Source organism: Candidatus Marinimicrobia bacterium CG08_land_8_20_14_0_20_45_22 (assembly GCA_002774355.1).
Classification (GTDB): Bacteria; Fidelibacterota; UBA2242; order UBA2242; family UBA2242; genus 0-14-0-20-45-22.
Genome location: PEYN01000073.1, coordinates 1 through 13,905 on the forward strand (window position 1 = coordinate 1; position 13,905 = coordinate 13,905).

General features: G+C 44.2%; 13 protein-coding genes, 1 tRNA gene and 1 pseudogene. 2 read left to right on the plus strand and 13 right to left on the minus strand.

Features of this window, described 5'->3' with window-relative positions; translation table 11 throughout:
* The 7 genes from COT43_04520 to COT43_04550 form a co-directional block, all read right to left on the minus strand.
* On the minus strand, window positions 1-648 hold a 648-nt coding region (locus COT43_04520), incomplete at its 3' end, for a hypothetical protein (GenBank protein ID PIS29132.1).
* A gap of 12 nt (window positions 649-660) precedes the next feature.
* The gene (locus tag COT43_04525) at window positions 661-1,707 is read right to left on the minus strand and encodes a hypothetical protein (protein PIS29133.1); all 1,047 of its coding nucleotides are present in this window, start codon (window positions 1,705-1,707) and stop codon (window positions 661-663) included.
* A 232-nt stretch (window positions 1,708-1,939) separates the two neighbouring features.
* Window positions 1,940-2,458 carry a hypothetical protein gene (locus COT43_04530; GenBank protein ID PIS29134.1) on the minus strand — a complete coding sequence of 173 codons (519 nt, stop codon included), beginning with the start codon at window positions 2,456-2,458 and terminating at the stop codon, window positions 1,940-1,942.
* 128 nt (window positions 2,459-2,586) lie between these two features.
* On the minus strand, window positions 2,587-5,325 hold the full coding sequence (locus COT43_04535; protein ID PIS29135.1) for a hypothetical protein: 2,739 nt from the start codon (window positions 5,323-5,325) through the stop codon (window positions 2,587-2,589).
* Window positions 5,322-6,353 (minus strand): NAD(P)H-dependent glycerol-3-phosphate dehydrogenase, encoded by a 1,032-nt coding sequence (locus COT43_04540; protein PIS29136.1) that lies wholly within the window; start codon window positions 6,351-6,353, stop codon window positions 5,322-5,324. Before COT43_04540 ends, COT43_04535 begins: the two co-directional genes overlap by 4 nt.
* A 19-nt stretch (window positions 6,354-6,372) precedes the next feature.
* Window positions 6,373-7,371, minus strand: coding sequence for a phosphoribosylformylglycinamidine cyclo-ligase (locus COT43_04545; protein PIS29137.1), 999 nt, complete (start codon window positions 7,369-7,371; stop codon window positions 6,373-6,375).
* Window positions 7,371-9,182, minus strand: a complete 1,812-nt coding sequence (locus COT43_04550) for a long-chain fatty acid--CoA ligase (protein ID PIS29138.1) — start codon at window positions 9,180-9,182, stop codon at window positions 7,371-7,373. Before COT43_04550 ends, COT43_04545 begins: the two co-directional genes overlap by 1 nt.
* A 74-nt stretch (window positions 9,183-9,256) precedes the next feature.
* Here COT43_04550 and COT43_04555 point away from each other — a divergent pair.
* Window positions 9,257-9,343: transfer RNA gene (locus COT43_04555), tRNA-Leu, on the plus strand.
* An 85-nt stretch (window positions 9,344-9,428) separates the two neighbouring features.
* Here COT43_04555 and COT43_04560 read toward each other — a convergent pair.
* From COT43_04560 to COT43_04575, 4 genes are all read right to left on the minus strand, one after another.
* Window positions 9,429-10,754: a hypothetical protein gene (locus COT43_04560; GenBank protein ID PIS29139.1), complete on the minus strand. Its 1,326-nt coding sequence runs from the start codon at window positions 10,752-10,754 to the stop codon at window positions 9,429-9,431.
* Between the two features lie 60 nt (window positions 10,755-10,814).
* Complete coding sequence (locus COT43_04565) at window positions 10,815-11,324, minus strand: hypothetical protein (protein ID PIS29140.1); 510 nt, start codon at window positions 11,322-11,324, stop codon at window positions 10,815-10,817.
* 41 nt (window positions 11,325-11,365) lie between these two features.
* Window positions 11,366-11,674 carry a hypothetical protein gene (locus tag COT43_04570; GenBank protein ID PIS29141.1) on the minus strand — a complete coding sequence of 103 codons (309 nt, stop codon included), beginning with the start codon at window positions 11,672-11,674 and terminating at the stop codon, window positions 11,366-11,368.
* An 82-nt stretch (window positions 11,675-11,756) separates the two neighbouring features.
* Window positions 11,757-11,942 (minus strand): hypothetical protein, encoded by a 186-nt coding sequence (locus COT43_04575; protein PIS29142.1) that lies wholly within the window; start codon window positions 11,940-11,942, stop codon window positions 11,757-11,759.
* Window positions 11,943-12,307: 365 nt separating this feature from the next.
* Here COT43_04575 and COT43_04580 point away from each other — a divergent pair.
* Window positions 12,308-12,430, plus strand: a pseudogene (locus tag COT43_04580) (DUF3098 domain-containing protein).
* A gap of 179 nt (window positions 12,431-12,609) precedes the next feature.
* Here the strand turns inward: COT43_04580 and COT43_04585 are convergent.
* Window positions 12,610-12,912, minus strand: coding sequence for an FmdB family transcriptional regulator (locus tag COT43_04585; protein PIS29143.1), 303 nt, complete (start codon window positions 12,910-12,912; stop codon window positions 12,610-12,612).
* A 12-nt stretch (window positions 12,913-12,924) separates the two neighbouring features.
* Entirely contained in the window at window positions 12,925-13,902 is a 978-nt protein-coding gene (gene pta / locus COT43_04590) for a phosphate acetyltransferase (GenBank protein PIS29144.1), read from the minus strand.
* Window positions 13,903-13,905: the final 3 nt, after the last annotated feature.

Below are 13,905 nucleotides of genomic sequence, written 5' to 3' on the forward strand. Positions count from 1 at the left end.
TTTGATCGCTTTCAGCAATGTGTCGTTCACGACGTCGTTAAAACGTTCCACCAGCGTCAATAAAATATCATCGGCGATTTCTGAGTTGCTGAAGTCATAAGTATCTGGAAAAAGGTAACCTTCGAGACTCGGCGCGTGAACATTCATATCTTTTGTAAAAGCCGCGTCGTTTACTTTTCGCATAAATTCGAGCGAATCCAGACCAATCTGCCGATTTAACAATGCCGCGATATTTCTCGCCTGATATCCTTCCGGAATCGTGATTCGGACGGTTTGAATAGTGTTATCGGACAACGTTCTAACCAAACTGAGATACGTTCGATTATCAGAGAAGCGATACCGCCCTGCACGTAGAGATTTGCTTCGAAACATCAATTTGGCGGCGAGAATAAAACCTCGCGGATAGTCGATAATCCGCTTCTCGGCAAGCAAATTCGCGATTCCGGAAAGACTTGTTCCCTTTGGAATCGTGATGACCTTCCGGGCATTTTCCGTGTAAACAGGCAAATTGAGAACGGTAAAACCGGCGGCAAGTAGCATGACAAGCACGATCGCAATAACCGATAATATTGCCTTATTTTGGGTGGTTTGGCGTTTAAACAATTTACGTTTCAGCTGTTTTCTTAAAGCAGTCAAATTATGATTCATATTTACGGGGATTTAAGTCCGAAAAGGCATTGGAATAAATGTAAGAATAAAAATTGCTAATGCAATAATACCAATGGTGATTTCACGACGGGAAAGCGGCGTATGATCGTCAATTATCGGCGGGTGCTTGACGCGAATGAGAAAAAAGACGAGCGCCGCCCAAACGATCCAGTTGGCAGAAAAAATTCCCAGAATCAATATAGCGACAAGCGAACCGTACGCAACTTTTGGATACCAATCACCCAAAAGCGCAAAGGCGATATGACCGCCATCCAATTGTCCGATTGGCAACAAATTCAGCATTGTGACAAGCATTCCGATCCAAGCCGCGAAGGCGACCGGATGCAACATGATATCTTGCACTTCGGTCAATCCGGGATAGAGAATAGCCGTGGCAATTTTCATTAAAAGAGAATCACCCAGTTGAATGCCGCCAGCGTTAGCAATGTTGGTCACAGTCGAAAGTGACAATCCGATGAACAAAGCCGGTAGTGCAACAATAAATCCCGCAAACGGACCAGAGGCGCCGATTTCGACTAACGCCAGTCGATTTCGGACCGGCGAACGCATTTTGATAAACGCGCCGAACGTTCCGATGAGTGTTGGCGCCGGAATGAAATAAGGCAATGTCGCATCGACGTGATGTTTCTTCGCAGTTAAAAAATGTCCCATCTCATGTACGCCGAGGATCAGCATCAACGTCACGGAAAAAGGAATCCCTTTCCAAATCTGAGTAAAATTCTTGAACGGACTGACGCCTTCCATCATTGCGCCAGCGAGAATTGTCGTGACAATTGTCGCCAGAAACAAGGTCAAATGAATCGAAGGTCTTTTAGCCGATTTGATGACCGGTCTAACGATAAAAACATCGATACCGTCCGACGATTTTCTTTGTATGGAACGAACAAGACGTCTCGATCGTCTTCTTGCTTCTCTCAGTGTGACGCCGGAAAAGAGGAACCCTTCTATTAACAAGGTTTTGCCTTGGTCGCGAGCCCGGATGATTTGCATCCACTGTCCAAGGTGGAAAATTATTTCCTGTCGTTTATTTTCGTCCATACATCCTGTTATGTACCAATCATCAAATTGACTTTGGAAACTTACAATTCAAAGGACAGGAAATCAAAGGTAAAATATTCGAATTCTTCTGTTGCTACAATAGTCGGGGTTTTCGGCGACTATCTGAACGAATAAGAGCCGATCAGTGACCGGCTCTTTTAATATTATCGAGAGGCAAATGGAAGTTTAGTTTTTCTTCAATCCCTCAGACTTCACAACTGGACATTCACTCCTAATCACATCTTTTCTTATCGAAACCTTTACCTTCCACATTATCTTTTCTGTCATGCATGGGACGATCTTCCCTGTCAAACGGTTTTCTCCTCATCGGCGGTCTCATTTCACCTTTCATGCCACCTCCTTTGTGTCCCATGTGTTTGATAAAAATCTTCTTCTGATCGGGCGTCAATTTATCCATGACAGCGAACTGATGGTCAACGTGCAATTGATCGACTTTCAGCTCAATTTTGCTGATTTTGTCCAATTGAGTCTTGATTTTTTCTTTGGCAGGATTGTCATCTTTATAGAGTTTTAAAAGATCGAGATTCTCTCTCTTGAGTTCGGCTCTGATCGTGACCATTTCTTTTTGCTGATCGATCCTGAGTTTTTCGATGTCGCTCTTTTGTTGATCGGTGAGTTTTAATTCAGCCAACGCTCCGCCATTTTTATGGTAACTGCCTTGAGCGAACGAAAACGATGCGAAGATCGCTATGACAAACAGAAGCATTCCAATTTTACCCATGACTTTCATACAATTTCCTTTCATTCGATATTCAGCGAGGGTGTCGCCTTTTTTGAAGTTATGTTCAATTTTCAAAACACATGCATTTAGACGCCAGAAAATGATGAAAGGTTAACTTTGAAAAAAATTTGCCGATTTTACCGAAGGACAATGAATTTTCGCCGGATCATGTCAGTTCCTTGCTTAAGGAACAGGAAATAAATCCCGGAGGAGACGCATTTGCCCAAATGGTCTTTTCCATCCCAATATGTCACATTCAACCCAACGTTGCTGGAAGAAAACGGAAACGCTCGAATTTCATATCCCCTGATGTCGAAAATCTTCAACTCCGCAGGATGATCGTTCGGCAACCGAATAGGAATAGCTAATTGACTATTTCTTGAAATGATAAACGGATTGGGCATCGGCGATAAAATGGTCAATTTTCCAAGCTTCGTATGCAGATCACCTGAATATGTCAAATTCATATTGAGCGTATCAACACCGTCAAAAAAACCAAACGGTAAAATCCGATCGCTCAGCGCTTCCCGATCGAGAAAAACCTCGACAGAAACTGTATCGTTTTTCCCAACAACACCAGACGCGGGTGAAAAGTACAAAACAGGCGACTGCGAGGTAAATTTATACTCCGACTCGCCAATTCCGATATTAAAAAGAGTCATCTGTAGACGACCGATCTGATTTGAAAAATCCGTAGCGGCTGGAATTACGACAGCCTGTGATTTTTCATAATTACGTTGAAGAACAGATAAGAATAGCGTATCCGAACCGCCATTTGATTGAATCGGAATAGTGAATTCGTTAATACCGGTCGGCAAAATATTTCGATCGATGCTTATATCGACCGATTGACAGGAAGTCGTCACGACACCTTCATCCGGTTCGACGGTAAGCCATGTTGGCACATCGGCGGCGATTTCCCATTCCAAAGCCTGTGTTCCACCGTTTCGCACTGTGAAACTGCCCGAATAATCATTTTGCCACAAATAAAGTGAATCCGGCTCAATTGAAATTTCCGGCGGTAAATTCAATGGTTCACTGACTATCGCTCGGATATGCCAGTCACCTGTCAGCAATTCACTACCGACGGAATAATTTGCCAAACTGATAAAAACACCACCGGATTCTTTTAAAAGTGCTCTGCCGGTTCCATCTTTCGTGTGACTGTATCCCAGCGCTTGTTCGGCATCAGAACTGGAAACGGAAAGAATAAATTTTGTCGAGTCTTCAGGAAATTCCACATCACCGAAATCGAACCGTGTCCATGATTCAGCGTAGGGTGTAAGATTCTTCCATTCGGCAAGATAAGAAGATGACGCCGATGTATAAAGTCGGATGGTGATGGGCGATTCGCTATCGCAATGAACTTTAATTCCTTTGAGTTTGCCACCAGCTGAAGGCATCACAAACCGCTCGGCGGCTTCCGCTCCATTCAATATTATATAAAAACTTGTCGAATCGCCGTCAAATGCGATTTCCGTTTCGGTCGTTCCGCCAATTCCATCTGCGGAAAAGTTGAATGTGATCGGATCGTCCTGCGCCAGAAGCGATGTCGAAAACGGAATGAATGAGATTTTTTCATAACCGTATCCGAAATCCGGGTCGGAATACTGGAAATCCGTACCATTCAGATCGATGATTTCGATGTCCGGAACGACGGTATGTTTAACAACGGCCATATGAAGTTGATCGTCGGAACTGTGCGTCATGTTGAACTGGATATCCTTGCCGGAATAAAATTGAACATATTCGGCTGCACCTGAATGAAGATTTTCAGTAATGATTTCCCCTTCCGTAAAATTAGAACTAAAGTAACCGGATGTGACCGTTGGAATTTCAACGCCATATCCGTATCGACCGTCATCGATAGAACTATCATTCAGCAGGTTGGCAAGGTACCAATCTGTCAGCAAATCCTCGCTTGTCATCGACGGATAACCGTGCATATGAAGATAGTATAAATAACTGTCGAGCGAACGCCGTGTCCCGTCACGCGTCACTTCACCGATCATTTCCATACCAAACCGGCGGTACATGTAAAATGACCAGAGTGCGACTTTGGAATAATCGGTGATCGAATCATCAAAATTATTCAACGGTCGATCGGTATCGCTTAAAAAATGTGCAAATGAACGTGATGGAAAACCGAGAAGCCTTGGAGCCAATTCCGAAAATCCTTCATTCAGCCAGGTTGATTCATTCGAATCGTACCGGAAATGGATGAGATGCTGTAACTCATGCGCCACAGTGTTGAGCGTCGAGTTTTCGCCCGCGTTCGCCGGATTCGTGTCGATATAAATCATATCGCCGCGGTTGCCTTTCCCGGAGCCGGAATTGATCTGATCCAGCGGATCGAAATAACCGGCGACGTAAGTTTCCGATACACCTTCTTTGTAATCGTCACGAATATCTATCAAGAGAATGAAAAGCCGCCCGTTTTGATCGATATCCGGCGTCTGTCCAAAAATTGCAGTCTCGTTCGGTAAAATACCCAACTCGGGGTGAATGCTCCCGATTGGTGTTTGAAACAACATCGCGTTGACGACCTTTTGGACGTCGGCGTCAGTCACGTGACCGTTATCATATTCGTTCGTTTCGACATAAACCGTCATGCCGGAACCAACATACTTTTTGTAAAATGCAATTTCAATGAGATTGACAGACGATGCAAAGATATTTTCCCGGATAAAAAATGTCGTGTCGCCGGACGCCGGTTTTTGTAAAGATTTAATTGATCGAACCGTCGGAATGCAATCCCAATGTTGCGCTGGACCCGGCATTGGAACCGCTCTCTTCACCGGTTGAAAGGATTGGGCGTTCAAGATAATAGTAAAAATCCAGAACGCAGTAAAAAGATGCGATAATTTTCGGATCATTTTTTCGGGATTGAGTGCCGTTCCATTACCGGATCGCGATTCATGAGGTGATGAACGGCAAGGTGCGGATCTTTATTCTCAAACAGCACCTTGTAAATTTCTTCGGAGATTGGCATGACAGCGCCATATTTTGAAACCATTTCGTGAACCGTTTGGCAAGTTTCAACGCCTTCGGCCACCATTGTCATTCCGGCAAGAATATCCTTGAGTTTTCGGCCTTTGCCGATCTCTTCACCAACATATCGGTTTCGGCTGTGTTTGCTTCCACAGGTGACAATCAGATCACCAACGCCACTCAATCCGGCGAATGTTTCTTCCTTTCCGCCAAGCATCATGCCGATGCGTGTAATTTCAAGCAAACCGCGTGTGATCAATGCGGCTTTGGAATTGTCACCGAGATTCATTCCATCACAAATCCCCGAAGCGATGGCGATGATGTTTTTAATCGCGCCACCAACTTCAACACCAACGATATCCGAATTGGTATAAACACGAAAATAGGACGACATAAATAATTTTTGCACCGCCTGCGCTGACTCTGGCGATGTCGAAGCCGCGACGACTGCTGTTGGGACTTCGCGGGAAACTTCCTCCGCGTGGCTCGGTCCGTGAAGCGTAACGATCTTGTCCGTGGGATGATCCAAAACCTCGCGAATGACTTCGCTCATCCGTTTCAATGTTCCGCGCTCGATGCCCTTGGAAAGGTTGATGATGATAACGTCTTTTAATACTTTTCCTCTCATTTTTTCAAGTAGAGAACGAACCGTCTGGGACGGAACGGCAATAATAATGAAAGAAACGTTTTGAATAACTTCATCCAACTGATTAGAAATCGGAATTTCACTCGGAATCGGGATACCTTCGAGAAGTGGATTCTTTCGCGTGCGGTTCATTAGAGTGACATTTTCAGAGAAATATTCCCACAATCGGACGATATGTTTGCGGTTATAAAGATGGATTGCAACCGTTGTTCCCCAACTTCCGGCGCCAAGAACTGCTACTGATTTCGATTTCAATCTAAATGGCATGATTTCATTCTCATTTTTTTTATTTTTCGATCACCTCGCCGACAAGAGTGACAGATTCTCCAGAAGCGTTCAGGTTTTCTGTAATGGAATCCGCCGAACCGCGATCTACAATTAAAATCATCCCGATACCGAGGTTGAAAACCTTCCGCATTTCTTCCGTCTCGATCTCACCCGCATCCTGAATCAGTTGAAATATCGGTAGCCAGTCCCATGCTTTCCAGTTGATCTTGAGCCGCAAATCTTCCGGAAGCACCCGCGATGTGTTGCCGACAATTCCGCCGCCTGTGATGTGACTGATTGCATGAAGTCCCGCATTTTGAAGAAGCGATCTAACTGGTTTCAGATAAGAACGATGAATCCGGAGAAGCGCGTCGCCGACAGTTGTCCCCAAAGAAGTGACGAACTCGTCGATTCGGTATTTTTCAAGTAGCACTTTCCGCGCCAGCGAAAACCCATTGGTGTGTAAACCCATCGACGGTAAACCCAGAAGCAGATCGCCTTTTTTTACTCTACCTGTCATCAAATTCTGCCGATCAACAACACCAACAATTGTTCCAACGAGGTCGTAATCCTTGACCTGATAAATTCCGGGCATTTCCGCCATCTCGCCTCCGATGAGCGAACATTCGTTTTCCCGGCAGGCTTTTGCCATTCCAGAAATAATTTCTTTAACGATCGACGGTTCTAATTTCCCCATTCCAATATAATCAAGAAAAAAGAGCGGTGTCGCGCCCGTCGTCAAAATATCGTTCACGCAATGATTTACCAGACACTGCCCGATAGTATCGTGCCGATTCAGTATGTTGGCGATGATCAATTTCGTGCCGACACCATCGGTACTCGCGACTAAAACGGGATGCTGATACGCGTCGGTTGGAAATTGAAAACAACCGCCGAATAATCCAATGTCGGTCAGAACGTTCGGTTGAAACGTGCCGCGAACGATTTCCTTGATTTGCGAGACCGCAGACGCACCAGCGGAAATGCTGACGCCCACTTGCTCATACGTTTGCTTCACTATCCTTCCGATTCCTGATACAAATGATCGATTAGTTCTGCGTAGCGTTTTTCAACGACATTTCGTTTGACTTTCAGAGACGGCGTCAACTCGCCGCTTTCAATCGTAAATTCATCCGGTAAAATGACGTATTTTCTCACTTTCTCGAATTGCGCAAATCCTTCCATTGACTCGCTGATGACACGGTCAAACAACTCTTTCACTTCCGGCAAACGAGTCAGTTCCGTGCGATCGCGGTACTGAAGGTTTTTCTCCTTCGCCCACGCTTCAAGGTTGGAAAATGCCGGAACGATCATCGCCGAAACGAACTTGCGTTTATCGCCGATGACGACGATCTGCTCAATCCACTTGGATGTGGCGAGAACGTTTTCCATAGGTTGCGGCGCGACGTTTTTACCGCCGGACGTAACGAGGATGTTCTTTTTGCGGTCGGTGATACTTAAATATCCATCGCTATCTAAATTCCCTATATCGCCCGTATGGAACCAGCCATCATCGTCCATAACCTCTTTCGTGGCGGCTTCATCTTTGAAATATCCTCTCATTACATGCGGACCACGTGTGAGAATTTCACCGTCTGACGCAATTTTCACTTCGACATTCGGCAATATAACACCGACAGTGCCAATCTTGTTTTTCTCTAACGGATTGATAGAGATGACCGGCGAAGTTTCGGAAAGCCCATATCCTTCGAGAATGAAGATTCCCGCTGAATTAAAAAATTCGGCGATATCTTTGGCTAAGGGTGCTCCACCTGACACAAAAAAGCGTAGCTTTCCGCCAACTTTTTCTTTCAATTTTGAAAAAACCAACTGCTCCGCTACTTTCAACCGCATTCCAAGCAACGCGCCAACCTTTCCGTTATTTTTACGAAGATCGACGACTTTTTTACCGGCTTTAATCGACGACCAGAAAAGGTTCCGTTTGATGGATGATGCGACTGAAATATTATCGATGACTTTGGTATAGACTTTCTCGTAAAAACGGGGCACGGCGATCATCAATGTTGGATGCACTTCCGACATGTTTTCCGCTACTTTTTCGATGCTTTCGGCGTAGCAGATTTTCGCGCCAACCCATGTCGCCAGAAAGTGTCCCGCCATTCGTTCAAGAATATGACTAAGCGGTAAAAAAGATAAAAACACGTCCTCTTTATCCGCGCATAGAACTCTCAACGCTCCTTCTACATTCGAGGCAAGATTTCCATGCGTCAGCATCACGCCTTTGGGCTCGCCGGTCGTACCGGAAGTATAAATTAACGCCAAAAGATCATCCGGACCAATCGCCTGAACATCTTCCTTGAATTCTTCCGGATGCGATGAATTGTAAGATTCTCCAAGTTTAATCAAATCCTTCAGGGTCATCATTTTCGGGTGGTTCATCTGTGTGTCGTCGAGAACGATAACCATCTCAACATGTTTAATTTCATCGATCATGGAGAGAGCTTTATCGGCTTGATCTTTATCTCCGCAAAATAAAAATCGTGATTCGGAATGCTGGACAATCCACTTCATTTGTTTAGCCGTCAGAGTCGGATAAATCGTGGTTAAAGCGCCGCGCGAGCACATCGTCGCGTAATCCGCCATCGCCCAAAGATGGGAGTTTCCCGAGACAATCCCTACGCGCTCGCCAGGTCGAATGCCGAGCAATTTAAGCCCACCAGCCATTTTTTCAACAATCTGCCGAACTTGAGCAAATGTCAATTCTTTCCAAACGCCTGATTCTTTGTAGCCGTAACAGGGTTTTGTCGCGTACCTGTCCGTGTTTATGATAAACATTTCCGCAATGGTTTGAAACGTAACAGCAGTCATTTTTCCTCCCTTATTGTTAGATCGAGTTTTCCCTTGTTTTTATTTCCCAAAAACTTAACTTTATCACGCTTTTTGCCGAGGTGGTGAAATTGGTAGACGCAGCGGACTCAAAATCCGCCGGACTTCGGTCCATGGGGGTTCGATTCCCCCTCTCGGCACAACCCGAATCCCAAGTAAAAACTATTCCCATTTTCGTCTGGTCCTTCGGATTCATACTAAAATGCGATTAAACGAATAAACGAAAATTTATTTTGATTGAAGTTTAGCGAGGGCGCTTCGTGCTTTCCTGACCTCTTCTTTCGCCGATGGATAATTCTTCAGCACTTTTTGAAATTCATCGACCGCTTTTGTCGATTGGTCAAGGTTTAGGTAACAAAATCCTATGCGCAACTGTGCATAGGCTTCTTTGTTGCGATCACCCAGCCCGAAAACTTTCATAAACGCCGATAGAGCGTCTTGATAATTTTTCATACTGAAAAATGCTTCACCAATCCAATATTGCGCATTGTCTGCGAGCGGATGGGATGAATCGATCTTGACAATTTGCTCAAAAAGCGGCATTGCCATATCGTATTTTTTACTTTCCATCAGATGACTGGCGTTGGCGTATAGTTTTTCCTGCCGCAATATGACATCGGAAGCAGGTCGAACCACCACGATGGGACCGGGTTTTGGTAATTGCTCCTGTTCGGTTTTTAGACATTCCATCAGCGTCTTTCCTTCGACTGTTCCATCAAACAGTTCAAACGACACTCGCCTATTGAGAGATGATGGACCCTTCGCACCTTCGACAAGCGGCTTGCTGTCGCCTTCCGATTTGATCTCGATTCTGTTTCCTATGATGATTTGATCGTCAGGCGGGAAAAAATCAAGAATCCGATTGCCGATTACGACGGCACGTTTCTCAGAGACTTCGCGATTGAAATCTGAGGCGCCATCATTATCTGCATACCCAGTAATCCGAAGATGCAAACTCTCATCGCTTTTCAGTATCTTGACGATTTTATTCAGTGTCAACATATAGTTGCCATTGAGCTTAGTGCTCGGAGATTTCCATTCGCCGCGTTCAAAGAAAATATCATCGAATGTCATATTGAGAAAATGTAAAATCTGACCCTTTATGGGCATAAAAGTAGATGTTGCTTTGACCGGAATTTTTACGGTTCCGGGAGCAACGACCTTTTCTGTGGCTGGTGGTTGAGGTGTCACTGAAGTGGTTGCGGTTTTTGTGGTGTCTTTTTGAACTGGTTTAAGTTCAACCGGCCGCTTCGGAGAATCGGATTTGACTGCGCTCGTGTCGGGTTTGACAATAGGTTGTTTTACGGTCGGAGAAACGTTCACGGCCGGAGTTTGTTTCTTCGACAGCAATTTTGCTAACGAGTCTGGCGAGATACTTTTCGTTTGGGTTCGCAGTTGAGGATTCACCGTCGTCTGTTGAGTCGTTCTCTGAGGAAAAGTTTTTGGAGTCTCTTTTTTGACGGCTTCCTTGCCGCCGCCACAGGAGACCAGTAAAAAAGCAGTTAAAAGCCACGCTAATTTTTTCATTTCTCCGCCCTCCAAAAATAAAAGCATCCGCCAGTCAATATAATTTAAAGAATGACGGATGCTTGATTGATGTTTTAGAACCCCCTTTTATTTCTTTTTGGTCGCTTCAACCGGAGGTGTTTCTAAAATCTTGACTCTTTTTTCCAAATCGCTGAAATCTCGATTGATTTTGGTCAGAGCCGTTTGTAAATCCATAACAGATTGGTTGGTATTTCTTTGCAATTTGGTAATTCTGTCGCCGAGAGATTCTTGATCAGTCTTCAGATTCGCCAGCTGAGACTCAGTCATTGAGCGCAGTTCATTGATGGCCAGATTGGTCGAGTCCAATTTCGCTTCAAAATTTCTCTCGCTTTCATCCAGCCTATTGTTCATTTGTTGTAGGTCAACCTGGAACTGCTGAATGTGTTTTCCCCGTCCGATAAACTGAAGTTCAAGGTCATTTAAACCATGATCGAATTGTTCAATAGTAACAATGCGAACCGAATCCTTAACATCCAACGTGGCCAGCGTTTGCTCCATAGTATTCATTTGATAAACGAGGTAGCCAGAGACGACAACAAGTAAGATAATCATGATCGTCTTAATCAACTCTTTCATTCCAAACTCCCATATTTTACTTTTTTACCATGTTCTTTCGGTTAGTCAAACAGATGCCGCGACCATTCATTTTGCGAGGTTTCTCCCGGTGCTGTATCTTCCAATCCAGTCTTCAAAGCGTCAAACCCTTTTTCGGTTTCCGATGCGGGGAAATCTTTCAGTTGTTTCATAAGCGACTCGACGTCTTGATTGAAGATGGCGATTGTTTTCTCCAGCCGTTTAAAGAGCTCTTCCATGAGTTCTTTCCCATATAAATTATTGATACCCTGTAAAAGATCGTCGAATTTAGAAATCAGATAACTTTTGCAACTTTCGTCACTCCCAAAATCAGTTATTTTTCCATCAGCCATATTCGAGAAATCCTTACAAAAAATATCAACAGCAAATTTACAAATCTCATTTTAAATATCAATGGATTTCTACGTGATAATTTCACATTCGCTCTTTTTTAAATTCTTCCCAACGATCGATTTCCTTTAATATCTGCCTACAAATACTCCGCAGATATGGATTCACTTTAATTTCGACCGTCGGTTTATTCTGCGTCAGTTTATCCATAACTTCCCGAAATTCCGCCAGTTCGGAACGATCTACTTCGATACTTAATCGTGTCAACATTTTCAAACTCCGTCTATACTGTTTGTAATTTCACAGTTTTAAGCCGATTCCACAACCAGAATTTTCATTCAACAAGAACCTTTCCCGTTGCGAATTTCATTCCAAACGACGGAAAATTCACTCCGCTCAATGAGAAATAAATGACATTTAGAACAGTACATGTCGTCTTCGGTCGTCCGATCGTGAAGGTTAATGCAATAGAACAGAGCGTCTAAGGAAATTTCTGTTGGTCAAATGACGACAGCCTATTAAATTTGGGCGCAATGGTTAAAGTTAAAGAAAAGTCTAAGTCAACTTTCGTCGGGAAAAAATTAAAGCCAAAATCCTCTTTCGTCGAAAGCCTTTCTTTCACCAGTAGGAATTATCTGATTTTTGGAATCGGACTGCTTGCCATCATTTTCGGCTATATCGTCATGGCAAAAGGCAGTACCTACAGTTTTCAATCGCTGACCGTAGCGCCGATTATTTTATTGATCGGCTACATCGTTGTCATTCCGATTGCTATTCTCTATCGAAAGAAAGACCGAGCCGAAAAATCCGATACTGCGAAGTAGTTCCGGCATTTTTGTAGTTTTAACGGATCATCTTCGGATGAATCGCGGAATAGGTGCATTTATAAAAAAGCCCTCACGAAGAGGGCTTTAGATTATCCTTAGAAAGATGGCAATCAGGGTTTGATTTCCGTATTAGCGACAGGCTTTGGTTCCGTTTTTCCGGCTTTTTTGGATTTCCCCACTGTGGTCGATTTCGGTTCGCTTCCAGCAGAAGAATTTGTTTCACTATGTCGCTTAGCATAATCCGTAATATAAAATCCCGAACCTTTAAAAATCAATCCAACGCCTCCGCTGATCCGACGGTGAACGGTAGCTTTTCCACATTTTGGGCAGATGGTTAATGGCTCGGACGACATACTTTGAAAATTTTCAAACTCATATCCACAGTTATCGCAAACATATTCATAAGTAGGCATAATTCAGACTTTCTAAGCAAGATTACAAAGAATTGCCGAGACGTTGACAATATCTTCCGCACTGCAACCTCTCGAAAGATCATTCATCGGTTTCTTTAACCCTTGGATGATCGGACCGATCACTTCGCAACCGCCGATCCGTTGAGTCAGTTTGTAACCGATGTTTCCCGAACCCAGATCGGGAAAAATCAATACATTCGCATTACCGGCGATTGGGCTTCCCGGCGCTTTCTTCTCGCACACTTTCGGAACAATGGCGGCATCAAGTTGCAATTCACCATCGATCAGCAGATCAGAACGTTTTTTCTTGACGATTTCCGTCGCTATCGAAACTTTTTCTGCAAGAGGATGTTTAGCGCTTCCTTTGGTCGAAAATGAAAGCATGGCAACACGAGGTTCTTCCTTGACAATTTTCCGATGCGTTTCGGCTGTAGCAATAGCAATATCGGCAAGTTGTTCAGCCGTCGGGTCTGGCAAAACCGCGCAATCCGCAAAGCTCCAGATTTGTTCCGTATTCGGCGAAATGACCAAAATATCACTGGAAACCGTTGGCGTTTCGGGTTTTGTGCCGATGATCTGAAGCGCCGCGCGCAAGACATTTCCCGTCGTTGTGATTGCTCCGGAAACACAACCGTCTGCAAGATTCTTCTCGACCATCATTGCGCCCCAAAATGTCGGATTAGTCATGATACTTTCCGCATCGCTGAGCGTTGTTCCTTTATGCTTTCTTTTTTCATAATACGTATCAACAAATTCGCGGTAGCGATTGGATGATACCGGATCAACGATCTCAATTCCTTTTAAAGAGATTTGAATCCGCTCAGCCATTTGGTTGATGCTATTTGGATTGCCAATTAGAATCGGCGTTGCGATTTTTTCGGATTTCAACGTTGCGGCGGCGATAAGAACGCGTTCATCTATTGATTCCGGAAGTACAATTCTTTTATGAGTTTGCCTGGCTTTTTCCCGGACATTTTCGATTAATTTCATTGA

Excerpts from the sequence above, each read along its gene's own strand:
- COT43_04525 (PIS29133.1), bottom strand. The coding sequence starts at position 1,707 with ATGGACGAAAATAAACGACAGGAAATAATTTTCCACCTTGGACAGTGG.
- COT43_04530 (PIS29134.1), bottom strand. The coding sequence starts at position 2,458 with ATGAAAGTCATGGGTAAAATTGGAATGCTTCTGTTTGTCATAGCGATC.
- COT43_04535 (PIS29135.1), bottom strand. The coding sequence starts at position 5,325 with ATGATCCGAAAATTATCGCATCTTTTTACTGCGTTCTGGATTTTTACT.
- COT43_04540 (PIS29136.1), bottom strand. The coding sequence starts at position 6,353 with ATGCCATTTAGATTGAAATCGAAATCAGTAGCAGTTCTTGGCGCCGGA.
- COT43_04550 (PIS29138.1), bottom strand. The coding sequence starts at position 9,182 with ATGACTGCTGTTACGTTTCAAACCATTGCGGAAATGTTTATCATAAAC.
- COT43_04560 (PIS29139.1), bottom strand. The coding sequence starts at position 10,754 with ATGCTTTTATTTTTGGAGGGCGGAGAAATGAAAAAATTAGCGTGGCTT.
- COT43_04565 (PIS29140.1), bottom strand. The coding sequence starts at position 11,324 with ATGAAAGAGTTGATTAAGACGATCATGATTATCTTACTTGTTGTCGTC.
- COT43_04570 (PIS29141.1), bottom strand. The coding sequence starts at position 11,674 with ATGGCTGATGGAAAAATAACTGATTTTGGGAGTGACGAAAGTTGCAAA.
- COT43_04575 (PIS29142.1), bottom strand. The coding sequence starts at position 11,942 with ATGTTGACACGATTAAGTATCGAAGTAGATCGTTCCGAACTGGCGGAA.
- COT43_04585 (PIS29143.1), bottom strand. The coding sequence starts at position 12,912 with ATGCCTACTTATGAATATGTTTGCGATAACTGTGGATATGAGTTTGAA.
- pta (PIS29144.1), bottom strand. The coding sequence starts at position 13,902 with ATGAAATTAATCGAAAATGTCCGGGAAAAAGCCAGGCAAACTCATAAA.